The sequence below is a fragment of the Sphingosinicella sp. genome, from assembly GCF_052387495.1.
In the GTDB taxonomy this organism is placed as follows: domain Bacteria; phylum Pseudomonadota; class Alphaproteobacteria; order Sphingomonadales; family Sphingomonadaceae; genus Allosphingosinicella.
Map to the genome: position 1 here is coordinate 1 of NZ_JBQTJC010000012.1, position 23,379 is coordinate 23,379.

Annotated in this window: 22 protein-coding genes and 1 pseudogene; 9 read left to right on the top strand and 14 right to left on the bottom strand. The window is 68.7% G+C overall.

What is annotated here, in order from left to right:
• The 4 genes from ACT4N8_RS00975 to ACT4N8_RS00990 all read right to left on the bottom strand — a co-directional run.
• On the bottom strand, nucleotides 1-670 hold a 670-nt coding region (locus ACT4N8_RS00975; RefSeq protein WP_444856267.1), incomplete at its 3' end, for a zinc dependent phospholipase C family protein.
• A gap of 83 nt (nucleotides 671-753) precedes the next feature.
• Nucleotides 754-1,602, bottom strand: a complete 849-nt coding sequence (locus ACT4N8_RS00980) for an inositol monophosphatase family protein (protein WP_444856268.1) — start codon at nucleotides 1,600-1,602, stop codon at nucleotides 754-756.
• 1 nt (nucleotide 1,603) lies between these two features.
• Nucleotides 1,604-2,488, bottom strand: a complete 885-nt coding sequence (locus tag ACT4N8_RS00985) for a diacylglycerol/lipid kinase family protein (protein ID WP_444856269.1) — start codon at nucleotides 2,486-2,488, stop codon at nucleotides 1,604-1,606.
• 39 nt (nucleotides 2,489-2,527) lie between these two features.
• The gene (locus tag ACT4N8_RS00990) at nucleotides 2,528-3,778 is read right to left on the bottom strand and encodes an adenylate/guanylate cyclase domain-containing protein (RefSeq protein ID WP_444856270.1); all 1,251 of its coding nucleotides are present in this window, start codon (nucleotides 3,776-3,778) and stop codon (nucleotides 2,528-2,530) included.
• 73 nt (nucleotides 3,779-3,851) lie between these two features.
• Between ACT4N8_RS00990 and ACT4N8_RS00995 the strand changes: the two genes are divergently transcribed.
• The gene (locus ACT4N8_RS00995) at nucleotides 3,852-4,067 is read left to right on the top strand and encodes a hypothetical protein (protein WP_444856271.1); all 216 of its coding nucleotides are present in this window, start codon (nucleotides 3,852-3,854) and stop codon (nucleotides 4,065-4,067) included.
• On the opposite strand, the gene ACT4N8_RS01000 is transcribed toward ACT4N8_RS00995, so the two are convergent.
• The 4 genes from ACT4N8_RS01000 to ACT4N8_RS01015 all read right to left on the bottom strand — a co-directional run bounded on the left by ACT4N8_RS01000 (nucleotide 4,064) and on the right by ACT4N8_RS01015 (nucleotide 9,717).
• On the bottom strand, nucleotides 4,064-4,819 hold the full coding sequence (locus ACT4N8_RS01000; RefSeq protein WP_444856272.1) for an isocitrate lyase/PEP mutase family protein: 756 nt from the start codon (nucleotides 4,817-4,819) through the stop codon (nucleotides 4,064-4,066). The two genes, ACT4N8_RS00995 and ACT4N8_RS01000, sit on opposite strands and share 4 nt — an antisense overlap.
• 58 nt (nucleotides 4,820-4,877) lie before the next feature.
• Nucleotides 4,878-5,687: a LytR/AlgR family response regulator transcription factor gene (locus ACT4N8_RS01005; RefSeq protein ID WP_444856273.1), complete on the bottom strand. Its 810-nt coding sequence runs from the start codon at nucleotides 5,685-5,687 to the stop codon at nucleotides 4,878-4,880.
• Entirely contained in the window at nucleotides 5,684-6,709 is a 1,026-nt protein-coding gene (locus tag ACT4N8_RS01010; RefSeq protein WP_444856288.1) for a sensor histidine kinase, read from the bottom strand. The genes ACT4N8_RS01005 and ACT4N8_RS01010 overlap by 4 nt, the downstream gene beginning before the upstream one ends.
• A 128-nt stretch (nucleotides 6,710-6,837) precedes the next feature.
• Nucleotides 6,838-9,717 carry a M16 family metallopeptidase gene (locus ACT4N8_RS01015; protein WP_444856274.1) on the bottom strand — a complete coding sequence of 960 codons (2,880 nt, stop codon included), beginning with the start codon at nucleotides 9,715-9,717 and terminating at the stop codon, nucleotides 6,838-6,840.
• 115 nt (nucleotides 9,718-9,832) lie between these two features.
• On the opposite strand from ACT4N8_RS01015, the gene ACT4N8_RS01020 reads away from it, so the two are divergent.
• The 5 genes from ACT4N8_RS01020 (at nucleotide 9,833) to ACT4N8_RS01040 (ending at nucleotide 17,060) form a co-directional block, all read left to right on the top strand.
• Nucleotides 9,833-10,624 carry an ImuA family protein gene (locus tag ACT4N8_RS01020; RefSeq protein ID WP_444856275.1) on the top strand — a complete coding sequence of 264 codons (792 nt, stop codon included), beginning with the start codon at nucleotides 9,833-9,835 and terminating at the stop codon, nucleotides 10,622-10,624.
• A 55-nt stretch (nucleotides 10,625-10,679) separates the two neighbouring features.
• Entirely contained in the window at nucleotides 10,680-12,194 is a 1,515-nt protein-coding gene (locus ACT4N8_RS01025) for a DUF6504 family protein (protein ID WP_444856276.1), read from the top strand.
• Nucleotides 12,191-15,418 (top strand): error-prone DNA polymerase, encoded by a 3,228-nt coding sequence (locus ACT4N8_RS01030; protein WP_444856277.1) that lies wholly within the window; start codon nucleotides 12,191-12,193, stop codon nucleotides 15,416-15,418. The genes ACT4N8_RS01025 and ACT4N8_RS01030 overlap by 4 nt, the downstream gene beginning before the upstream one ends.
• Nucleotides 15,419-15,510: 92 nt before the next feature.
• Nucleotides 15,511-15,948 carry a hypothetical protein gene (locus ACT4N8_RS01035; RefSeq protein WP_444856278.1) on the top strand — a complete coding sequence of 146 codons (438 nt, stop codon included), beginning with the start codon at nucleotides 15,511-15,513 and terminating at the stop codon, nucleotides 15,946-15,948.
• Between the two features lie 32 nt (nucleotides 15,949-15,980).
• Nucleotides 15,981-17,060 (top strand): MBL fold metallo-hydrolase, encoded by a 1,080-nt coding sequence (locus tag ACT4N8_RS01040; RefSeq protein ID WP_444856279.1) that lies wholly within the window; start codon nucleotides 15,981-15,983, stop codon nucleotides 17,058-17,060.
• On the opposite strand, the gene ACT4N8_RS01045 is transcribed toward ACT4N8_RS01040, so the two are convergent.
• The 4 genes from ACT4N8_RS01045 to ACT4N8_RS01060 are packed head-to-tail and all read right to left on the bottom strand — an operon-like array spanning nucleotide 17,038 to nucleotide 19,402.
• Nucleotides 17,038-17,928: a diacylglycerol/lipid kinase family protein gene (locus ACT4N8_RS01045; protein WP_444856280.1), complete on the bottom strand. Its 891-nt coding sequence runs from the start codon at nucleotides 17,926-17,928 to the stop codon at nucleotides 17,038-17,040. The genes ACT4N8_RS01040 and ACT4N8_RS01045 overlap by 23 nt on opposite strands.
• Nucleotides 17,929-17,943: 15 nt before the next feature.
• Nucleotides 17,944-18,345, bottom strand: a complete 402-nt coding sequence (locus ACT4N8_RS01050; protein WP_444856281.1) for a VOC family protein — start codon at nucleotides 18,343-18,345, stop codon at nucleotides 17,944-17,946.
• The gene (locus tag ACT4N8_RS01055; protein ID WP_444856282.1) at nucleotides 18,342-18,905 is read right to left on the bottom strand and encodes a DUF3617 domain-containing protein; all 564 of its coding nucleotides are present in this window, start codon (nucleotides 18,903-18,905) and stop codon (nucleotides 18,342-18,344) included. Before ACT4N8_RS01055 ends, ACT4N8_RS01050 begins: the two co-directional genes overlap by 4 nt.
• Nucleotides 18,890-19,402: a DUF3617 domain-containing protein gene (locus ACT4N8_RS01060; RefSeq protein ID WP_444856283.1), complete on the bottom strand. Its 513-nt coding sequence runs from the start codon at nucleotides 19,400-19,402 to the stop codon at nucleotides 18,890-18,892. The genes ACT4N8_RS01055 and ACT4N8_RS01060 overlap by 16 nt, the downstream gene beginning before the upstream one ends.
• Nucleotides 19,403-19,470: 68 nt before the next feature.
• Here ACT4N8_RS01060 and uvrB point away from each other — a divergent pair.
• From uvrB to ACT4N8_RS01075, 3 genes and pseudogenes are all read left to right on the top strand, one after another.
• Nucleotides 19,471-21,666 (top strand): annotated as a pseudogene (gene uvrB / locus ACT4N8_RS01065) (excinuclease ABC subunit UvrB).
• A 38-nt stretch (nucleotides 21,667-21,704) separates the two neighbouring features.
• On the top strand, nucleotides 21,705-21,851 hold the full coding sequence (locus tag ACT4N8_RS01070; RefSeq protein WP_444856284.1) for a hypothetical protein: 147 nt from the start codon (nucleotides 21,705-21,707) through the stop codon (nucleotides 21,849-21,851).
• Nucleotides 21,852-21,858: 7 nt separating this feature from the next.
• A complete protein-coding gene (locus ACT4N8_RS01075; RefSeq protein WP_444856285.1) occupies nucleotides 21,859-22,137 on the top strand; it encodes a DUF3175 domain-containing protein in 279 nt (92 codons plus the stop codon).
• 6 nt (nucleotides 22,138-22,143) lie between these two features.
• On the opposite strand, the gene ACT4N8_RS01080 is transcribed toward ACT4N8_RS01075, so the two are convergent.
• A complete protein-coding gene (locus ACT4N8_RS01080; RefSeq protein ID WP_444856286.1) occupies nucleotides 22,144-22,875 on the bottom strand; it encodes an extensin-like domain-containing protein in 732 nt (243 codons plus the stop codon).
• Between the two features lie 3 nt (nucleotides 22,876-22,878).
• A partial coding sequence (locus ACT4N8_RS01085; protein WP_444856287.1) for an NUDIX hydrolase occupies nucleotides 22,879-23,379 on the bottom strand: 501 nt, incomplete at its 5' end.

Genomic DNA, 23,379 nt, shown 5'->3' on the forward strand with positions numbered 1-23,379 from the left:
CCCGCCGCAGCCGCTGCGACGCGCCGCGCGCGAAGCCTTCCGGATCGGCGGAGGCCTGAGCGTAGAAATCGGTGACGCGCGGCGTGCCGGCGGCATAATCGAACTGGATCAGCTGGCGCGACAGGAAGCCGGCGGGGACGCGCAGCACCGCCGGGTCGATGTCGTAAGCGAGCCGCTGGTCGATATATTTTTCGAGCCGGAAATGGCGGAGCTCGATCGCCTTGGTCCGGTCCGAGGTGATCTCGAAGACGTCGCCGGCATAATTGTTGACGTAGGAGTGGGCGAAGGCGTCGCCCGCATAATGCATCGCATAGCCCCAGGCGAAGGCGAGCTCGGCGTCGGTGCTCGCATTCGACAGGAGGTGGTTGAGCCAGTCGCTCGCCTGCCAGCCGTTCGGCACGCCGGGATGGACGATCGCCTGGCCGACCAGCACGTCGGGAAAGATGTCGGGCCCCAGCGCGCCGGCGAGGAACTCGCCGCGGTGCGCGCGGATCGCGCGGCAGGTGGCGGCCGGCACCGCGAAATCCTGGCCGCGAATGCCGACCCGGCAATCGGCGAGATCGGCATAGACCTGATCGGCGATGAAGAGATGGCTGCGCAGCCCGAAACCCATTGCGGGCGCGGCGATGGCGACGGCGGCGACGGCCGCGAGCAGAGCCCTTTTCAGCATAGTCGTTCCTCCCTCGCAACGAGGCAGGCTAGAAGGAGTCCGTTCGGAACGAAAGAGCGCCGGGCATCAGACGCCCCCGGGGCTCAAGCGGCGAGCAGATTCGCCGCCGCTTCCTCCCCGATGATCAGCGGCCGGCGCCAGTGGCGCAGGTCGGCCAGGGCCTTGTCCGAATGGGCGACGGCCTCGAACCGATCGAACGGAATCCAGCCCGCGCCGGCACGGGTCAGGATCACGCCCCCGGTCGCGCGCACCAGCGGCAGGCCGCCGGCAATGTCCCAGACGTTCGGCGCCTCGAACCGCGCGACCCTCAGCAGGCCGGCTGCGACGAAGGCGCACTCGATCGCCGCCGAGCCGGTCTTGCGCACGTCCCACGGTAGGCCCGGCCTGGCCGTCGCCTCGGGTTCGCCCGCCAGCCAGCGGCGAACCGCTGGATTGCCGATATGGGCGATCTCGGCTTCGTCGAAGTGGAGCCGGCCGCCCGCGCGGGCATGATAGACGCCGGCGCGCAGGGCATGGCTGGTGCTGCACCAGACCGCGCCGACGACCGGGACGTGGCGATGAAGCACGCCGATCGATGCGGCGAACAGGGGGAAGCCGTTGACGAAATTGGTGGTGCCGTCGATCGGGTCGATTGCCCAGACGAAGTCGCTTTCCCGGCCCGGGCGCTCCTCCGATTCCTCGCCGAGGATGTCGTGGCCCGGGAAGCGCTCCGCCAGCCGGGCGCGGATCAAGGTCTCGACATTGCGGTCGACCTCCGAAACCGGGTCGCGCAGCAGCGCCATCTCGCCCGCCTCGCCCTTATATTCGACGGCGAGCACCTTCCCGAGCGTGTTCTCGATTTCCGCGCCGGCGAGCCGCGCCAGCTCGACCGCGGTGGCCTCGATCTCGGCGAGCAGCCGCTCGTCCGGCGCTTCGGCGGTCAGAATCTCCATCTCACGCTACTCGGCTCGCCAGCGCCGGGTCGTCCGGCGGGGCGAGGATCTGCACGGACTCGCTCTGCACGCGCACGATGATCTCGGATCCCGTCTCCAGCCGGCAGGGCTCGTCGTCGATCCGCATCGGCACGTCGCCGCCGGCGATGCGAACGGTCCGGCCGATATGCTGGTCAACGGGCGGATCGCCGCCCGGGTCCTTCAGCCAGGCCAGCATTTCCTCCCGCGCTTTCGGCTCGAGCGTCGTCACGCATAATTCGCCGCCACCCGGTCGGGCGCGCGGCGCCAGCCGCAGACGTGGCCCGGTCAGCGGCACGTTCATGATCTCGACGAGCAACGCCTCGCCCGCCAGCTCCTCGCCGTCGATCTCGATCCGCAACGGCAGGGGCTCGGCCTCCCGAACCGCCGCGCGCAGCGCCTCGACGCCGGTCGGGCAGCCCGTCTCGTCCTCGCAGGACTCGACGACGCAGAGCGAATGGGCGAAGGCGCCGAAGCCGATTCCCTCCACGAACGGCCGCTTTCCCCACGGACATTCGGCCTCGCCGATGTCGAGCCGGATCAGCCGCTCCGCGTCCCAATCCGCGATCAGCCGCTCCGGCGCGGCGCATAGCCCGAGCGAGCGCGCGACATTATTGGCGTTGCCGATCGGGATGATTGCCACCGGCACCGTCCGGTCGGGCAGAATCTTGACGGTGTCCGCCACCGTCCCGTCGCCGCCGGCGATCGCGATCAGATCGGCCTTGGCCTTGACGAGCGCCTTCGCGTCGGCGTCGTCGCGCTCCAGATAATCGAGCCTCCAGCCCGCCGCCTTGATCGCCTTCTCGAGCGCCTTGCGCGAGGGCGAGCCGGAGCCGGCGTCCGGATGGTGGATGAGCAGCGCCTTCATCGCCTGTCGAACCGCCCCGGCGCGCTCCGGGTTCCGCTCTCAGGCGCGGCTCAGGCTGGCGACATAGACGTCGGTCTCGCCGATCCCCTTGAGCACGAGCGCACGCGCCTCGTAGGCGAGCAGCGCCTGGGTCTGGAAATAAGTCGCTTCGGAAACGGCGATGCCGTTCGGCGGCGCGGCGCCCTGCAGGCGGCTGGCGATGTTCATCGTATCGCCCCAATAATCGTAGGCGAGGCGGTGGCTGCCGATCACCCCTCCGACAACCGGGCCGGTATGGACGCCGATCCGCGCCTGGAGCGGGAGGCCGCGTTCGTTCGCCATTCCGCCGAGCTCTTCGATCAGGTCGGCGGAAAAGGCGATCGCCGCGCGGCTGCCCGCGTCGCGCGAGGCCATGCCGCCCGCCACCGCGAGATAGGCGTCGCCGATCGTCTTCACCTTTTCCAGCCCGTGGCGCTCGGCGCAGCGGTCCGCGGCCGAGAAGACCCCGTTGAGCAATTCGACCAGATGTCCGGGCGAGAGCCTCTTGGCGAGCCTTGAGAAATCGACGAGGTCGACGAAGACGACGGTCACGTCCGAGAAGGCGTCGGCGACCGCCTCGCCCGCCTTCAGGCGCGCCGCCACCTCCTGCGGCAGCACGTTGTAGAGCAGGGCCTCGGTCTTCGCCCGCTCGGCTTCCAGCGCCTGGTTGGCGGCGAACACCTTGCGCGCCCGCCGCTCCGTGTCCCAGTTGAAGTAGAGCGCGAAGACGAAGAAGGTCGAGAAATTGGTGAGGGTGTAGACCCGGCTGATCTCGGAGACATTGTCCCGCGTGAACAGCCAGGCGGCGAACAGCGCGAACAGCGCGAACGACCAGAGCAGGAAGAGCCGGAAGGTGCCGGCAAAGCCGACGCTGGCGAAGACCACAAGTATCGCCATCTGCACCATAGCCATCACATGGGCCGGAAACCCGGTGTAGGCGGCGAGCCCGGCCAGGACGAGCGCGAGCCATGTCATCGCGGCGGCGAGCAGGACGAAGACCGGCAGATCGAGCCACGGCCGGTCGAGATAGATGTCCGTCCGGGTCAGCGCGAAGAAGCCCGCCATCAGCAGGATCAGCGTCCCGGCCGCGGCGCTGTAGGCGACCACGCCGTCGCGCGGCAGGTGCATCGGGTTGATCAATATGTAGGAAATGAGGGTGAGCGCGGCGAGCACGATCAGCGCCCGGATCGCCCCGCCCCGCTCGCTCCGCTCGGCGCGCAGGAAGGCCCGTTCCGTCGCCGGGTCGGCGAAGCGCTGCTGGGACGCGGCCATGCGAGGAGGCTATGCGGCGGGACGCGCGAAGTCCACGTTTCGACTCCCGTCGGATTTGCGCTATGTGGGGTTCATGACTCGGGATGTGGTGGCCCTGATCCTCGACGAGCGCGACCGCGCGATCGAGCTGCTTCGCCAGATCGAGGAAGATGGTCTCGTCATCTATGAGGCGGAGGGCGAGGCCCCGATGCGCGACGTCACCGCAAAGCGCGCCAACCGCCAGCGCCAGATCATCGAGCGGATGGACCGGCTCGCCGCCGCCTTCGCCGCCGAGGACATGCTCGCCTAGGCGTAGATCGCCGCCGCGGCGTCCTTCAGCGCTTTCATCGCCAGCTTGTGCGGAAACGGTCCGTGGCTGATCCGCGCCACGCCTTTCGCGGCGACGTCCCTCGCGGAAGGCGCCCCCGGATACGCCATGAAGTTCACCGGCAAGGGCGAGGCCGCGCAGAAGCGCGCGAGCAGATCGAGATCGGAGAGCAAGGGCGCGAAGAAGCCGCTCGCGCCGGCTTCGGCGTAGGCATGGGCCCGCTCCAGCGCGTGCTCGACCATCGCCGCGTCGTGCGTCTCGATCTTCGCCTTGAGGAAGATGTCGGTCCGCGCGTTCAGGAAGAAGTCCGGCCCGACCGCGGCGCGGATCGCGCGGATTCGCTCCGCCTGGAAATCCACCGGGTGCAGCCCCTCGCCCCCGATCACTTGATCCTCGAAATTGCAGCCGACCGCCCCGGCCGCCGCCAGCCGCGCGACGTTCGCCGCCGCCGCCTTGGGCTCGATCGCATAGGCCCCCTCGAAATCGATCGTCACCGGCAACTCGACCGCCGCCACCACCCGCTCCGCATTGGCGAGCGCCAGCTCCAGCGGCAACGCCTCCGCGTCCGAAAAGCCCTGCGCCGCCGCCACGGAAGCGCTTCCGGTCGCGATCGCTTTGGCTCCCGTCTCGGCGACCACCCTGGCGCTCCCCGCGTCCCAGGCGTTGTAGAGGACGACCGGGTCGCCCGGCACATGCAGCGCGGCGAAGGCTCGGAACTTGTCTGCTCGGCTCATAGCGCTCCCCTGCCGGCACCGCGAGGCACGCGCGTCCCGATTCTTGCGCTCAACACCGTCAATGGACGAAGCGCGCCACGACGTCGCGATAGGAGCGGCTGACCTTCACCTGCGCCCCGCTGTCGAGCACCAAGAAGCACTCGCCGTTGGTATGCGGCTTCACTTGCCTGACCTGGTCGAGATTGACGATGGTAGAGCGGTGGACGCGCTGGAAACGGCGCGGATCGAGCCTTTTCTCCAGGTCTTTCATCGTCTCGCGCAGGATCAGCGTGTTGTCGCCGGTATAGATGCACATATAGTCCCCGGCGGCGTCGATCTTCTCGATCGAATCCACGTCGACCCGGAAAATCTGGCCGCGATCCTTGATGTTGATCATCCGCTCGTAGCGGTTGGCGGCATGGGCATCGTCGCCGGCGGCCGCCGCTTCCACATTCTCCATCGCCTCCGGCGCGACCTCGGCGAGCACCTCCTTCAGTTTCTCCATCTCCTCGACACCGCGCTTCTCGCTCAGGCGCTGCCTGACCCGGTCGAGCGTGTCGGCGAGCCGCGCCTCGTCGACCGGCTTCATCAGATAGTCGACCGCCTGCGCCTCGAAAGCGCGGATCGCGTGCTCGCTATAGGCGGTGACGAAGACGAAGAGCGGCGGCTCGACCTCCATCAGGCCCTGCACCACCGAAAATCCGTCGAAGCCCGGCATCTGGATGTCGAGGAAGACGAGGTCGGGCTTGTGGGTCTTGATCGATCGGATCGCCTCCCGCCCGTTCGAGCAGGTGTCGACGATCTCGACGTCGTCGAACGGCTCCAAACGGAGTTGCAGCCCCTGAATGGCGAGCGGCTCGTCGTCCACCAGGATGGTGCGAATGGTCATTTCGGCTCCTCGGCTTCTTCAATTTGATAGGGAATGTCGATGAGAACGCGGAAGCCCCCCTGAATGTCCGACTGTGTCTCGAAGCGGTGGTTGTCGCCATAGGCCTGCGCCAGACGGTCCCGAATGTTCGCCAGACCGACTCCGGTCGATTCCGCGGCGCGGGCCGTATATTGCGAGTCGCTCCCCGGCCCGGTGTCGCTGACCAGGATGACGACCCGGTCGCCCTGCCGCCTGACCTCGATCGAGATGTCGGCGCCCTCCTCCTGCGGCGTCACCGCATATTTGATCGCATTCTCGATCAAAGGCTGGAGCAGGAGCGAGGGGAGCAGCGCCATGTTGCACCCCGGATCGATCTCGAAATGCGGGCGCAGCCGGTCCTCGAAGCGCATCTTCTCGATCTCGAGATAGAGCTTCAGCGTCTCGACCTCCTGCGCGAGCGTCACCATCCCGATCGATTCGTTGACGAGCGTGTAGCGCAGGAAGGAGGAGAGGCGCGAGAGCATCGCGTTCGCCCGCTCGGTCTGCTTGAGCAGGACGAGGGTCGAGATCGAATTCAGCGTGTTGAACAGGAAGTGCGGGTTGAGCTGGTAGCGCAGCATCGCCAGTTGCGCGTTCGAGGCCTGGCCTTCGAGCCGCAGCAGCCGGGCGCTCTGCTCCTCCAGGAGGATGTAGAAATTGATGCTGTAATAGAGCGCGGACCAGGCAATGAGCAGCGAGACAGTCAGGAGGATCGCGCCGAGGAAGCGAATTCCCTCTGGCCGAGTCCCCGGCTGAACGAAGGTGGCGACGCTCCAGGTCTCGATCGCGGAAAAAGCGAAGGCGGCGCCGATCACGATCAGGATCGAGCCGACCCAGGTGATGATTTCCTTCATCTGGATGAGCCGGCGGAAGGCGGCGGCCATCAGCAAGGTGATCGAATAGCCCGTCGCGGTCAGCAGCAGGGTGTGGAGCACATAGCTCCAGCCCATCGCATTGGCGATGCCGGACAGGGTGCGCAGGACGAAATAGCCAGCCCAGCCCATCGTCTGCAGCGTCCAGAAGGCGCGGTTCTTGTCCTCGAAGAACGGCCGGCCGTGCAGCCGGAACGGGTTCCAGCTGCCCTTGGCGGGCGGCGCCGGCTGCGCGGCGATGGGAACGGCGCTGTCGGTCACTATTCGCTTCTCGTCGTGGAAGCCCCTCTAGCCGGAAGTACGAGCATCGACCAGTCGCCCTGGTCGGCGACCCAGGTCGCGACCGCGCGGCGCACGTCCTCGGCGGTCAGCGCGCGATAGTCGGCAAGATAGTTGCGGACGTTCTCGATGTCCTGCGGCGAGGATACCCAATTCTCCAGCGCCTCCAGCCAATAAGCGTTGGTCGCCAGACGCCGTTCGATGCCGCTGATCACCGGATTGAGCGCGCGGGCGAACTCCTCAGGCGGGGCCGGGCGGGTGGCGAGGTCGGCGACGATCTCGCGCGCGGCGCGGAAGAAGGCCTCGGCACGGTCGGGGCGGATTTCCGCGCCGGCATAGAAAATTCCCCATTCGGGGAAGCTTTCCGAGCCGACATGGGCGGCGCTCGGCGAATAGGTCGCGCCCTCCGCCTCGCGCAGCCGGTCGAACAATCGCACCTGGAAGATGTTCGCGGCGAGCGCGAGCGCGCGGCGCTCGCGGGTCCGGTCGCGCCCGCCGAGCGTCGACCAGCCGATCATCGCATAGGCCTGGTTGGGATCGCCCTCATGGGTGAAGCGGCGCGGCTCGGGCGAGGGGACGGGCGGGCGAAGCGTCTCGGCCCCCGGTGCGGGAGCGGCCTCCTCGCGCCGGGGCAGCGCGCCGACCGTGCGGCGCATCGCCTCGACCGCGGCGTCGAGCTCGATGTCGCCGACGATGATCGCGTGGACCGGTCCGGCCGAGAGCAGGGGCGTGTAATAATCGCGCAGCTGATCGACTGTGGCGGCGCGGATTTCGTCGCGCTCGGTCGGCCGCCAGCGCTGGTCGTTGGGACGGACGAGGGCGGCGAGCTCGCGCCGCGCCCGCGCCGACGCCGAGGAGAATTGCAGCGGGTAATTTTCCAGCGCGCCCGACTGGAAGCGGGCGAACAGATTCGGATCCCAGCGCGGATGGGTGAGCTTGGTGACGAGCAGGCGGAGCTGATCGTGCAGGTCGCCGGCATTGGTCGCGCCCGACAGGACGAAGGCGTCCTCGTCGGTGCCGAAGGCGAGCAGCATCCGCCGCCCGGTCAGCAGCCTTTCCAGCCCGTCCAGATCGAGCCCGGCGAGGCCCGACGGCGCCACCAGCGGCGTCATCCAGCCGAGCGAGGGCCGGTCGGGCGGCAGGCCCGCGGTGCCGTTGCCGAAGCGCAGGCGGACATGGACCTCGCCCTGCTCGAATAAGGTGCGCTTGAAGGTCAGGGTCGAGCCGTTGGCGAAATGGACGATGGTGACGTCGAGATCGTCGATCCGGCGGCGCGAAACCTCGCGGCCCGGCGGGTCCAGAGGCGGCAGATCGGCGAAGCTTACCCGGCGCTCGGCCTGGCGCACCGCGGGCGCGGCGGCGCGGGCGGCGGCGAGCCCCTCGGCCAAGGTCGCCGGACCGCCGGCGATCGCCTCGGGCGAACTCAGCAGCAGGCGCGGGCCCGAGCCGGTGAACAGCCGCTGCATCGCCGCGCCGATCGCCGCCGGAGTCATTTCGGGTGCGTTGCGCTCGAAATTGTCGCGCACGGTCGTGGCGGCCGCGACCACCGCGCCGCCATCGATCGCGTTGATCAGCTGCTGGGCGCGGGCCTGCGAGAGGATCGTCGCCTCGCCCTGCACGGCCGCGCTGATCCCGGTGCGCAGATTCTGCAGCTCGCGGTCGATCTCGACGTCGCTCGGCGGCGCGCGCAGGGCATCGCCGACGATGGCGAAGCTCTCCGCGAGCGCCTCGCGCCAGCGTCCGTCGCGCGCGGTGAGCTGGAGATTGGTCATGTTCGCGATGTTCCGCCGCCGCGACACGCCGATCGCGGCGCCGATGAAGGCGGCCTCGCCGCCCCGCGCATGGGCCTCGAGCCGCCGGTTGATGATCCGGGCGGCGAGCATCTCCTCGAGGAACAGCCGCTCGCGCGCCAGCGTATGGGGAATCGGTTCGTACGGTCGCACCCAGCCGGCATTGGCCGTCACCGGAACGCCGGGATAGACGAGATTGGCGACCGGCTCCGCGACCTCGGCGGGGGCGCCGAAATCCGGGTCGGACGGCGGCTGCCCTTCACCCCGCCACTCGCCGAACCGCTCGCGGATCAGCGCTTCCATCATCTCGGGATCGGCGTCGCCGACCATCACGATCGTCGCGCGCTCGGGCCGGTACCAGCGCCGGTAGAAAGCGGTGAGGCCCGCGGCGGTGGCGGCATTCAGCGTCTCGTCGGTGCCGATCGTATCGCGCTCCATGTAGCGCAGCCCGGCATAATAAAGCGGCCGGCTGAGCTCGTCACCGCGCCGGTTGAGCTCGGGCCGGCGGCCCTTCTCGGCAAGCACCACCGGCCGTTCTGCCACGACCGCGTCCGCCTCGATCCGCGCCCGCCACATCATCTCGGCGAGCACGCGCATGCTGGTGTCGAGGCTGGCCCGATCCGCATGGGGGAGGTCGAGCTGATAGACTGTCTCGGTGGCGTCGGTGGTGGCGTTGCTGTCGCTGCCGAAGCTGGCACCCAGTTCGGCCCAAATCTCGCGCGCCCGGCGGGCCGGATAGCTCTCGGTGCCGCGGAACAGCATATGCTCCAGATAATGCGCCCAGCCCTGCTCATCGTCGGCCTCGTGGAGCGCCCCGACATCGAGCCGGATGCGGATCGAGACCTGGCCGGCGGGAAGCGGGTTGCGCCGCACCGCATAGTGTAGACCGTTGGGAAGCGTGCCGAAGCGCCAGGCCGGATCGCGCGCGATGTCTGAGCCGCGATAGAGCCAGTCCTGGTCGCCCCGCTCCTGAGCGGCGGCCACCGGAGCGGTCGGCTGGGCGCTCTGGGCGAAGGCGGGGACGGCAAGGAAAAGCGAAAAAGCGAGAAGCAGCGTGCGGCGAAAGATCATGGGGCCTTCTGGTGGAGCGGGCACGGATTGTCGAGCCGCCCTCTCTTTCGCCCGTCAACTTGACTCCGCATGAATGAAGGTAGAACATAAAGCGAACAACCGAATCGAGTCGCTGATGTCCGCTTCGCCTTTCCGCGCGGCGCGCCTCGCCGCCTTGCGCGACGAGATCGCCCGCATCGAAACCGCCGGCCGCGCCGCGGAGGGCGCAGTGCTGCCGTTCGGCATCGCCGAGGTCGATGCGCGGCTCGCCGGGGGTGGGCTGGCGCTGGCCGCCCTGCACGAGGCAGCGGCGGCGGGCCCTTCTCCCACCGACGATGCCGCCGTGACCTTGTTCCTCGCCAGGCTCGCCGCCCGCGCGGCGATGATGCGCGTCGGCGGCCAGGTGCTGTGGGCGCAGACGCGCCGCGACCTGTTCGCGCCCGGCCTGGCCCAGGCGGGGCTGGGGCCGGAGCGGCTGCTCCACGCCGAATGCCGCAACGACGAAGAGGTGCTGGCGGTGCTGGAGGAGGGCGCGCGCCACGGCAGCCTCGCCGCCATTATCGGCGAGGCTGGGCGCGTCACCATGCCCGCCGCCCGCCGCCTCCAGCTCGCTGCCGAGGAGGGCGGCACTTCGGTCCTGCTGCTCCGCCGCTGGAAGAAGCTGGGCGCGGACCCGCTGGCACTGCCTTCGGCGGCGGTGACCCGCTGGCGCCTCGCCGCCGCGCCCTCCGCACCGCCACCTTACGGGATCGACCCGCTCCAGGGCATGGGCCGCGCCCGCTGGCGGGTCATGTTGGTGCGGCAGCGCGGCGGCCCACCTCATGAATGGCTGTTGGAGGCTCCCGATGCCGAGGCTCGCCTCAATCTGGCTCCCGGATCTGGCGATCGACCGGATCAGGCGGGCCGAGCGCATCGCATCGCGGCATAAGCCCGAAGCTCACCCCGTCCCAATTCCTCCCTGTCCAAAGGGAGAATCTAAAGGTGTGAAGCCGGGCCATTGGCGTCCGGGTGCGCGCTGGGCGCGGGAGGAGATATCCGCTCCGGTCAAGATGCGCGAAGGCCATGGCGCCCTGGTCACCGCCCATCGCGTCGGCAATCGCGATCTCCTCGCCGCCGTCTGTCCGCAGGCGCGTGCGCTTGGCCTCGCGCCCGGCATGCCGCTCGCCAAGGCGCGCATCCTCGTCTCGGGCCTCGACGTTCGCCCCGCCGACCCGGCGGGCGACGCCGCCTTGCTCCAGCGCCGCGGCCTGTTCGCCGCTCGCCGCTGGACGCCGCGCGCGGCCCTCTCCGGCGCGGACGGCCTCTGGCTCGATCTCAGCGGCGTCGCCCATCTCTTCGGCGGCGAACAAGCGATGTGCGAACGCATCCTCGCCTTCGTCCGGCGGCTCGGCTTTTCCGCCCGGATCGCCGTCGCGGGCACGACCGGCGCGGCGCATGCGCTCGCCCGCTTCGGCGGGGTGCCGCTAAGCCTGTGCCCCGGCGGCGAAGAAGCGGCGGCGATCGCGCACTTCCCGCTCGCCGCCTTGCGCCTCGACGAGGCGGCGCTCGCCACCGCCCGCCGGCTCGGCCTCGACCGGGTCGGCGAGCTGATCGCGATGCCGCGCGCGCCGCTCCAGCGCCGCTTCGGCGCGGAATTTCTGCTCCGTCTCGATGAGGCGCTCGGCCGCGCCCCCGAGCCGTTCGCGCCGATCGTCCCGGAGGAGCCGTCGTCGGTCCTGCTCCGCTTCATGGAGCCGATCGCCGGCGCCGAGGCGATCGCCGAAGCGCTTGGCGAAGCGGTCCGCCGCCTCGTGCCCAAGCTGGCCGAAGCCGGGCTCGGCGCCCGCCGCCTCGCCCTCGCCTGCCAGCTTGTCGATAATAGTGTGCAATGGCAAATAGTTAGCCTCTCCCGCGCAACCCGCGACGGCGATCATCTGCGGCAACTCCTCTACGCGAAGATCGAGAAGATCGATCCCGGCTTCGGCATCGAGCGCCTGCGCCTCGTCGCCGCCCGGGTCGAGCCGCTCGCCGCCCGGCCGGTCGCCAGCGTGCTCTCCGGCGAGCCGCCGGCGCCCGCGCTCGCCGCTCTGGTCGATCGGCGCGCGGTCCGCCTGGGCGCGCGCCGCCTCTACCGGCTGACCGCGCTCGAAAGCGATCTGCCCGAGCGCAGCGTCGCCCGCGCCGGACCGCTCGCGGAGACGGTGGATTGGCCGCGCTGGCCGCGCCCCATCCGGCTGCTCTCGCCGCCCGAGCCGGTCGAGCAGGTGATGGCCGCGTTGCCCGATGGCCCACCGCGCCGCTTCCGCTGGCGCGGCCGCGTCCACCAGGTCGCCGCCGCCGACGGCCCCGAGCGGGTCTATGGCGAATGGTGGCGCCGCGAAGGCGAGCGCGCCGCCGTCCGCGACTATTTCCAGGTCGTGGACGAAAGCGGCGCCCGTTTCTGGCTGTTCCGTAGCGGCGACGGCGAGGATTCCGCCACGGGCGACCTCAGCTGGCATCTGCAGGGAGTGTTCGCGTGACCTATGTCGAGCTTCAGGTTGCGACGCATTTCAGCTTCCTGCGCGGCGTTTCCAGCGCGGAGAAGCTGTTTTCGGCCGCCGCCCTGCTCGGTTATCAGGCGCTCGGTATAACCGACCGCAACACGGTCGGCGGGCTGGTCAAGGCATTGCGTGCCGGCGATGCGACCGGCGTTCGCCTCGTCGCCGGCTGTCGGCTCGATCTCATGGACGGTTCCTCGCTGTTGGTCTGGCCCGAGGACCGCGCCGCCTGGTCGCGCCTCACCCGGCTGCTCACCGTCGGCAAGGGCCGGGCCGATCGCAAGAAGGGCGAAAAGGGTCAATGCTTCCTCCATTGGGAGGATGTCGCCGCGTGGAGCGACGGCCTGGTCGCGGCGCTGGTGCCGGACGAGGCGGACCGGATGACCGAGGTTGCCCTGGCCCAGACGGCTGATATTTTCGGCGAGCGAGCCCATCTCGTCCTTACCCACCGCCGCCGCCCGGGCGAGGCGGCGCGCCTCCATGCGCTCGACGCACTTGCCCGCCGCTACGGCCTCAGGAGCCTCGCCACCGGCGACGTCCTCTACGACAGCCCCGACAAACGCATGCTCCACGACGTCGTCACCGCGATCCGCGAGCATTGCACCATCGACGAGCTCGGCTTCCGCCGCGAGCGCTACGCGGACCGCTATCTGAAATCCCCGGGGGAGATGGAACGCCGCTTTCGCCATTTCCCCGATGCAATCCGCGCCACCACCGACATTGCGGAGAGATGCAGGTTCTCATTGCGAGAACTCAGTTACCAGTATCCCGACGAAGTCGTGATGACGGGTCTCTCGCCTCAGGATGCTCTGGAGCGGCTGGCCCGCAATGCCCTCAAGGCCAAATATGGCGGCAACGCACCCAAGACGCATGAGGACCTGCTGGAATACGAGCTACAGCTCGTTCGTGCGTGGGGATTCGCGCCTTACTTCCTCACCGTCAATTCGGTCGTGCAGTTCGCCCGCAGCCAGGGGATCCTGTGCCAAGGCCGAGGTTCTGCCGCCAATTCGATGATCTGCTACGTCCTCGGCATCACCTCGATCGATCCGGTCGCGCACAAATTGCTGTTCGAGCGCTTTCTCTCCGACGATCGCAAGGAGCCGCCCGACGTCGACGTCGATTTCGAGCATGAGCGGCGCGAAGAAGTCATCCAGTGGATTTACGAAAATTACGGGCACGAACATGCGGCGATCACCGCCGTGGTCAGCCGCTACCGGACGCGCGGCGCGGTGCGCGAGGTCGGCAAGGCGCTCGGGCTTTCCGAGGATGTGACCAGCACCTTGTCCGGTCAGGTCTGGGGCTGGTCCAATGATGGCGTTGCCGAGGGGCATGTGCAGGAGCTGGGTCTCGACAAGGATGACCCCCGGCTGGCGCTCACCCTGGAGCTGACCCGGCAGCTGATCGGAACGCCGCGCCATCTCAGCCAGCATCCTGGCGGCTTCGTCCTCACCCATGATCACCTGGACGATATCGTCCCCATCGAGCCCGCGGCGATGGAGAATCGCTGGGTGATCGAGTGGGAGAAGGACGATCTCGAGGAATTGCGGATCATGAAGCTCGACGTGCTGGGGCTGGGGATGCTCGGCTGCATGCGGCGCGCCTTCGACCTCCTGGCCGAATATAAAGGCCAGCGACTGACGCTTGCCTCTCCGGAGATGCAGACCGACGATCCCAAGGTCTACGACATGATCTGCGAGGCCGACACGCTCGGCACCTTCCAGATCGAAAGCCGGGCGCAGATGTCGATGCTGCCGCGGCTGAGACCCCGCAGATTTTACGACATCGTCATCCAGGTCGCGATCGTCCGCCCCGGGCCGATCCAGGGCAATATGGTCCACCCTTATCTGCGACGGCGGGAAGGTAAGGAGACAGTCGACTATCCCAGCGAAGCGCTGAAAGAGGTTCTGGAGAAAACCCTCGGCGTACCGCTCTTCCAGGAGCAGGCAATGAAAGTCGCAATGGTGGGCGCCGGGTTCAAGCCGCACGAGGCCGATGCGCTTCGCAAGGCGATGGCGACATTCAAGTCCACGGGGGGCGTCACGCGGTTCAAGAACAAGCTGATCAACGGCATGCTCGAGAACGGCTATGCCCTCGATTTCGCCGAGCGGACCTTCAAGCAGATCGAGGGCTTCGGCAGCTACGGCTTTCCGGAGAGCCATGCCGCAAGCTTCGCCAGGATCGCTTATGCCTCCTCTTGGATGAAGCATTATCATCCGGACGTTTTTTGCTGCGCGATCCTCAATGCCCAGCCGATGGGCTTCTACGGCGTTGCCCAGCTCGTCCGCGACGCGCGCGAACATGGCGTCGAAGTGCGCCCCGTCTGCGTCAACGCCAGCCGTTGGGATTGCACGTTGGAGGCGGCGGAGAGCAAATATCTCGCCCTCCGCCTCGGCCTCAGGATGGTGAAGGGGCTCTCCAACGATCATGGCGCCCGAATCTCGGCGGCGGCGTTGGACGCGCCCTTCACCAGCGTCGAGGATGTGTGGCGGCGCTCCAGCGTCCCGGCGGCGGCGCTGGAGAAGCTCGCCGATGCCGACGCCTTTCGCGCGCTCGGCCTCGACCGGCGCCAGGCTTTGTGGCGGGTACGCGGGCTCGATGCGGTGCCGCTGCCGCTGTTCGATGCTGCAGAAACGCGCGAGGGCGAGCCCGAGGTGGCGCTGACGCCGATGACGATGGGCCGCGAGGTGGTCGAGGATTATCGTGCCGTCCAGCTCAGCCTTCGCTCCCATCCCGTCGCCTTCCTCCGACCGGAGCTGGACCGCCGCGGCATCGTCCCCGCCGCCCGGTTCACCAGGCTGAAGGACGGCGCCAAAATCCAGGTCGCCGGCATCGTCCTCGTCCGCCAGCGGCCGGGTAAGGGTAACGTTACCTTCCTGACGCTGGAGGATGAGACCGGCATCGCCAACGCGATCGTCTGGCAGCGCCTCTTCGACCGTTATCGGCGGATCATCCTATCCGCCGCCATGGTCGCGGTCCATGGGACGCTCCAGCGCGAGGGGCAGGTGATCCACGTCATCGCCGAAAGAATCGAGGACCTGACGCCGATGCTCCATCAGGTCGGCGAAATGCATTTTCCGCATCGTCCCGGCCCCGGCGACGGCGCCCGCGTCGGAGGGAGCGACCCGCGCGAGCGCGCTCCCGCGCATGCGGCCCTAGCCATGAGCCGCGATGGCGGGCTCAGGATACGATCCCGCGATTTCCAGTGAGAACGCCCGCTGCATCTCCCGCGCGTCGCCGCAAGCTGCTTGTGCGGCGGCCCGCAACCCTTCTACACGGATCGCCCCTGTCGGAGAGTCGCATGCGTTTCCTTCTTATCCCCTTGTCCGCCCTTGCCATTTCCGTTCCCGCCGTCGCCCAGCAGCAGGGCCAGCCGGAGCTTGGCGAACGCACCCAGTCGCCCGAAGCCCTGTTCCGCGAGATGAACACCGAGACGCCGGCCGAGGAGATGGCCCGCCTCGTCACCGCGGCCGAGGCCTATCCGCTCGGCACGATCGAAAATCCGGTGCGGGTCGGCGGGCCCGAGGGCGAGCGCGCCTATCTCGCTCGAGTCCGCTGCGCCGACGGGTCGCCGATCCGGGTCGGCACGCGCGGCGAGGCCGGGATGGGCGGCTTCGGTTCGATCACCAACGCCTATGCCGTCTCCTGCGGCGGCACGACCCGGCGGATCGTCTTCGACATGTATCATGAGGAGCATGCCGAAAGCCGCCCGCCGGCGGGCTTCACCCTCGCCCAGTAACGCTCGTCGCGCGCCCCGGGCGGTACCAGGTGATGAGGCGCATTCTCCGCTGGCTCAGTGCGGGCCTCCTCTTCCTGCTCGTCGCGATCTGCTTCGCGCCGACCGTGATTCCGCCATTCCTCGACCGGATCTATTATGACGGTCCGGTGAGCGGCCAGTATGACGGCGCGCGCTTCTTCAACTCGGTTTCGGCGCCGGAGCGCCCGCGCCGGCGCGGCACTGTCATGGACCGCATGGCGTCGGCGCGAGGCGAGGCCGCGACCTGGCCCGACCAGGTCCCCATCCGCCACACCGTCCCGCCGCGCCGGGTCGAGGGCGAGCGGATGCTGGTCACCTGGATCGGTCACGCCACCGTCCTCGTCCAGACCGCGGGACTGAACATCGTCACCGATCCGATCTGGTCGGAGCGCGCTTCGCCTTTCTCCTTCATAGGCCCCAGGCGGGTGCGCGCGCCGGGCGTGCGCTTCGAGGACCTGCCGCCGATCGATCTCGTCCTCGTCAGCCACAATCATTACGACCATATGGACCTGCCGACGCTCCGGCGGCTCTGGACGCGCGACCGGCCGGTCATCGTCACCAGCCTCGGCAACGACACGATCCTTCGCAAAGCGGGGGTGGAGTCGGTGGCTCGCGACTGGGGTGGGAGGGTGCCATTACGCGACGGTGCCGAAGTGATCGTCGCGCGCAACCATCATTGGGGCTCGCGCTGGTTCACCGACCGCAATCGCGCGCTCTGGTCGGCCTTCGCCGTGCGCACCCCATCGGGCAATATCTTCTTCGCCGGCGACACCGGCTGGGGCGACGGCTCCTGGGCTCGCGAGGCGGCGGCGCTCGGCCCCTATCGTCTCGCCATTCTCCCGATCGGCGCCTACGAGCCGCGCGAGGTGATGGCGAGCAACCACGTCAATCCCGAAGAGGCGATGCGCGTCTTTGAGATTTTGAATCCGGTTACCGCGCTCGGCATGCACTGGGGCACCTTCCAGCTCACCTGGGAGCCGATCGACGATCCCTGGCGGCGGCTCGCCGCGCTCCGCCGCGCCCGTGGCCTCGCGCCAGGCCGCTTCGTCGCCACACCCGTCGGCCTGACCTTCAGCGTTCCGCGGGCACGATGAGCTTCAGCGCCTTCGGCCGGATGCAATAGCGGAGCGGGGTTTCGAGCCGCAGCGTCTCGCCGTCCGCAGCGATCGTCAGCGCGGCGCGGTCCGAGGAAATCTCCGCTTCGGGCGCGTAGACGGTGACGAAGTCGCGCTGCTGGTCGAGCCTGCCGAACAGGCCTCTCAGCCCCGCCCAGAGCAGGTGACCGCGGCTCCGCGCCCGCACCGCGTGGATGGAGAGCTCGCCGGCGTCGAGAGTCTCGCGCCGCCCGAGCGCGAGCAGGTTCACCTGGTAGCGATTGTTGCCGACGAACAGCAACGGCGTCCGCACCGGCGCCTCGATCCCCGGCGCGCTGATCCACAGCCGGCGCCGCTTGAACGAACGCAGCGCCCTGAGGCTCGCTGAGAGCATCGCGCGCCGCCGGCCTCGGCCGCCGTGCGACTCCTCGAAGTCACGCAGGCGGACCATGTCGGGATAGAGGCCGACCGCGCTGTTGTTGACGAAGACATGGCCGTTGACCCCGGCGACGTCGATCGCGCGGACATGGCCCGCAGCGATCACCTGCGCGGCCTCCTCAAGCCCGAGCGGGAGGCCGGCGTCGCGGGCGAGATGGTTGCGCGTGCCGAGCGGGAGGATGCCGAGTGGGCGGTCCGCATCCGCGAGCGCACCGGCGGCGCAGCTCACCGTGCCGTCGCCGCCCGCCGCGACGACGGCATCGAGCCCGGGCGCCTTCGCCGCCTCCGCGAAGGCCGCCGCGATCGCCTCCGGTACCGTCGTCGCGGTCTCCGCCTTGACGCCGGCGGCGTCCATCGCCACTTCGATCCTGCCGCGCGCCTTGTCCTCTCCGCCGCCGATCAGGGTGCCGCCGCCTGCATTGACGATCACCCTGACCCGCATGAATCAGGCGGCCGGGCCGATCCGGAAGGCGCAGATCTTGTTGCCTTCGGGATCGCGGAAATAGGCGCCGTAAAAGGCCCGCGACCCTTCCTCGCCGCGCACGCCCGGCGGCCCCTCGTCGCTGCCGCCCAGTTCCAGCGCCTTTGCATAGAACGCGTCGACCTTGTTGCGGCTGTCCATGACTATTGCGACCATGTTGCCGTTGCCGGCGCGCGCGGCCTCCTTGTTATAGGGCGTGGTGACGGCAATGGCCGGCTGGCCCCAGCTCGTTCCCCACATGGTGAAGCCGCCGAACTCGTCGGGAAATTCCATCAGCCGCTTCGCGCCGATCGTGCCGAGCAGCGCGTCATAATATTCGCGCGCCTTGGCCATGTCGTTGCTGCCCAGAGTGACGTAACCGATCATCCTGCCTTCTCCGCTTGGGCGTTCGCGTTTGGATCGCCGCCGGCGGGGCATTCGCTCAGCCGCCGCCCCTGCGTCCGAGTCTCGACCTGCATCACGCCCCCGCCCGGCAGCTGCGTCTCCATCCGCATCGTCATGTCGTAGCCGCCTGGTCGGTGGGTGCCGTCCATCGCCGCCTCGGTGATTCCGGGCGGATCCTCGTTTCGGCAGGTCATCGCGCCCTGCATCCGGCCGCCGTCCATCGAGAAGTCGCGATAGGCGCAATTGCCGGTATTGCCGCCGGAGAGGAAATTGGCATTGGGCCGCGCCGCCTGCTCGGGCGTGATGCAGTTGCGCACCGTCGGCCGTGGCCCGACCATGCGGTTGCGCGTGACGAGCGGCAGGCCCGGCGCGCTGACCGAGACGACCTCGCTCCGCACCTCCCACAGGCCCGGCGCGATGCGGATCTCGGCGAGCTCGGCCGCAACCTCGTTCGCGGTCATGTTGCGGCTCTCCGGCGCGCCGCCGCAGGAAGCGGCAAGGAGCGCGGCCGGCAGCGCCGCGAGGGTCAGCCGGCCGGACAATCGCCGATCCGTCGCGCGGTGGTGCGGGTGTCCATCTCCATCGTCATCCCGCTCGCGGTAACCTGCGCCTGCGACGTCATCTGATAGCCATCGCCGCTGATCCGGCCGTCGAAGGTCGAGCGCATCGTCGAGCCTTCCGAATCGCACTGGACGGTGCCACGCATCCGGCCGCCATCCATCGAGAAATTGGAATATTCGCAGCCGCCGGTGTCGCCGCTGCCGGAGAGGAAATTGGCGTTGGGCCGCGCCGCCTGCTCGGGGGTCAGGCAGGAACGGACCGTGGTCGGCGGCGGCGGCGGGGTCATGCCTGCGGGCATGTTGGGCATATTGGCCATCGCGACACGCGTGACCTCGACCGTCGTCTCATATTGGCCGGGCTGGAGCGCGACGCTTGCGGAGCTCTTGCCCTCGCCGCTGGCGGCCGCCTGCTCGTTGCCGCTCTGGCCGCCGCACGCCGCGAGCAGCAGCATCGCGATCGCGGAAGTCGTCTTGCGCATCGTCACCCTCCCTTTTGTGTCGGCCGCGACGCTAGCGCGCGGGCCGGCTTATGGCCATATGCGATGCCATGCCGATCCAGATCCGCACCAGCCTCGACGAGCCCGAAACCGGCCAGGCCTTCGTCCCCCACCGCCCGCAGCGGCCGGAGAAGGCGGAGGGGGGCAAGCCGTTCCGGATCGTCTCCGATTACCGGCCCGCTGGCGACCAGCCGCAGGCCATCGCCGAGCTGGTCGAGCAGATCCGCGCGGGCGAGAAGACGCAGGTGCTGCTCGGCGTCACCGGCTCGGGCAAGACCTATACGGCCGCGCAGGTGATCGAGACGCTGCAGCGGCCGGCGCTCGTGCTCGCCCCCAACAAGATCCTCGCCGCCCAGCTCTACGGGGAGTTCAAGAGCTTCTTCCCCGACAACGCGGTCGAGTTTTTCGTCTCCTATTACGATTATTACCAGCCCGAGGCCTATGTCCCCCGTTCCGACACCTACATCGAGAAGGAAAGCTCGGTGAACGAGGCGATCGACCGGATGCGCCATTCGGCGACGCGCTCGCTGCTGGAGCGGGACGACGTGATCATCGTCGCGTCAGTCTCCTGCATTTACGGCATCGGCTCGGTCGAGACCTATTCGGCGATGATCTTCGATTTGAAGAAGGGCCAGAGCGTCGACCAGCGCGAGATCATCCGCAAGCTCGTCGCGCTTCAGTACAAGCGCAACGACCAGGCCTTCGCCCGCGGCAATTTCCGGGTGCGCGGCGACAGCCTCGAAATCTTCCCCTCGCACTATGAGGACAGCGCCTGGCGCATCGCCTTCTTCGGCGACGAGATCGAGGAGATCGTCGAGTTCGATCCACTGACGGGAAAGAAGGCGGCCGCGCTCGATTACGTCCGGGTCTATGCGAACAGCCACTATGTGACGCCCGGCCCGACCCTCAAGCAGGCGATGGAGGCGATCCGCTTCGAGCTGACCGAGCGACTGAAGGAATTGCAGGCCGAGGGGCGCCTTCTCGAAGCGCAGCGCCTCGAGCAGCGCACCAATTTCGATCTTGAGATGATCGCCGCGACCGGTTCGTGCGCCGGCATCGAGAATTACTCCCGCTTCCTCACCGGCCGCCTGCCCGGCGAGCCGCCGCCGACCCTGTTCGAATATCTCCCCGACAACGCGCTTCTCTTCGTCGACGAGAGTCACCAGACCATCCCGCAGGTCGGCGCGATGGCGCGTGGCGACCACCGCCGCAAGCTGACGCTCGCCGAATATGGCTTCCGCTTGCCGAGCTGCATCGACAACCGGCCCTTGCGCTTCAACGAATGGGACGTGATGCGCCCGCAGACGGTCGCCGTCTCGGCGACGCCGGGCCCGTGGGAGCTCGAGCAGACCAGTGGCGTCTTCGTCGAGCAGGTGATCCGCCCCACCGGCCTGATCGACCCACCGGTCGAGATCAAGCCGGTCGAGGATCAGGTCGACGATCTCATCGCCGAGGCGCGCGCGACCGCCGCCAAGGGCTATCGCACCCTCGTCACCACGCTCACCAAGCGGATGGCGGAGGATCTCACCGAGTTCCTCCACGAAGCGGGGCTCAAGGTCCGCTACATGCATTCGGACGTCGAGACGCTTGAGCGGATCGAGCTGATCCGCGATCTTCGCCTCGGCGTTTACGATGTCCTGGTCGGCATCAACCTGCTGCGCGAGGGGCTCGACATCCCCGAATGCGGCCTGGTCGCGATCCTCGACGCCGACAAGGAAGGCTTCCTCCGCTCCGAGACCAGCCTGATCCAGACGATCGGCCGAGCCGCCCGCAACGTCGAGGGCACGGTCATCCTCTATGCCGACACGATCACCGGCTCGATCGAGCGCGCGATGCGCGAGACCGACCGCCGCCGCGAGAAGCAGCAGGAATATAACCAGGCGCACGGCATCACCCCGACGACGATCAAGCGCAACATCCAGGACATCCTCGCGGACGTCTCCAACCGCGACAGCGTCATCGTCGACACCGGCGACGAGGAAGCGCCGCACCTCGTCGGCCACAACCTGCGCGCTTACATCGAGGAGCTCGAAGTGCGCATGCGCAAGGCCGCCGGCGACCTTGAGTTCTAGGAAGCCGCCCGCCTCCGCGACGAAATCCGCCGCCTCGAAGCCGGCGAGCTCGGCCTCGCCACGGAGCAGAGCCGGGCGCCGGTGCTGGGCCATTCCAACGAGGGCAAGCCCGGCACCCGCAAGACGCGCTACGGCAAGACCCAGCGGACGCGGATGGGCGGACGTCGGCGCTGATCGGGGAACGAGCGTAGGGCCCTGTCCGTTCTTCGGCCATGATCCGCAAGCTCAAGTCCGGCTGGCGCATCTATTCGCGCAAAAAGGATCCGAAGACCGGGAGGCGCCGCAATCTCGGCACCTTCCCCACCCGCGCCGAGGCGGAAAAGCACGAGCGCGACATTCAGTATTTCAAGCGGCATTGAAGCGGCGGTGGCGGCGAAGGAGAAATGGTCGCGGGAGGTGACCGAGCATTCGGACGCGCTCGACCTCGAGAACAAGGTCTTCGCGAAGGATGATCCGAAGGAGATCGCGAAGTCTCTCAAGCGCTCGGCCGAGCGCAGCAGACGGCGCAAGGGCACGCCCTATCAGTCGGCCATGTCGATGCTGACTTTCTACATAAACCGCGCCGGCGACAATCTCTCCGCCGAGCGCCGGAAGACGCTCGAAGCCGCCAAGGACGAGCTTCGCGCGCTGTTCGACCGCGACTGAAAGTGCTCAGCGGCAACCACGCCAGCCCATCGCGCCGCGCGCCGCCTGGTCGAGGTGAAAATGGTCGCGGTGGGCCTCGTTGTAATCGGGTGAGAGCACCGTCGCGAAAACGTCGCAGGCGCCGTCGCGCACCTCGCGCAGGAAACGGCCCTCGGCGCCCTCCTCCTCCCAGTCGCCGACGACGCTGATCCGCCGGCCGCCTTCCAGCACGAAGGCGGCGATGTCGACCGCATTGGCGCGGGCATGCTCGCTCCACGCGCCTTCGTGGCGGCCGTAGATTCGGCGGCAGGCATAGCTGCCGAAATGCTCGATCAAGGCCACCGGCCGCCCAAAATGGCGCCGCGCGGCGGGCTGGACGACGTGCCATTCCCAGAGCGCCAGCGCCGCCGCGACCGCGCAATTGGTGCCGAGGTCGGCGGGGCGCCAGGCGATCTCTCGCGATCCGCCCGCGCTGAAGCGGACGGCATGGTCGTAGCCGCATTGCGGGCCCGCGGAACGCGGCGGCAAGGCGGTGAAGGCGATGCCGGCGCGGCGCATCAACCCCTGGCAGCGCTGACCCTCGTCGGCGAGGTCGGCGAGCTTGCGCCCGGTGAACAGCCCGATCGGCCGGCCCAGGTCGAGCTCGGTCCAGGGCATGTCCTCCGGGTGGCGCCGCGCGTGGCCGTAGAGGAGTAGCGCGCCCAGCACGAGCAGACCGAGCGCGATCAGGCTTAAAATGGTCCGGCGCAGCCGTCTCATCGTCTACCGACGCCTCGCGGTCTCCAGCGGTTCCGAGGTCACCGGATAGCCGATCTCGTCCGGGATGCAGACGTGCGGCGCCCCGTCGCGCGTCTCGACCCACGGCACGATCTTGGTGACCGGGTGGCGCGCCGCGTCGGCCCGCGCCTCTTCGATCGAGGCGAAGCGGGCGAGCCGCTCGAGGTTGCGCCGGGTCGGGAAGATGGCGTGGGCGCGGCCCGCTTCGAGCTCGGCGAGGATCTCCGCCGCGCTCGCCCAGAAGGCGCGCACCGCCTCATGCTCGGCGACGATCGGCTCGGGTGCACCTTCCGGCGCCGCGGCGAGGTAGAACAGCGTGTCGAAGCGCCGCGTCTCGCGGAAATTGGGGCACCAGCGAGCAAAGGGCGTCAGCGCCTCAAACTCGAGCGCGAGCCCGTGCGCCTCCAGCGCCTGCGGGAAGGCCTCACCACGCGTCAGCCGTTCGCGCAAGTCTTCTGCTGGGGCAGGGGCAGGCCGGACCGCCGG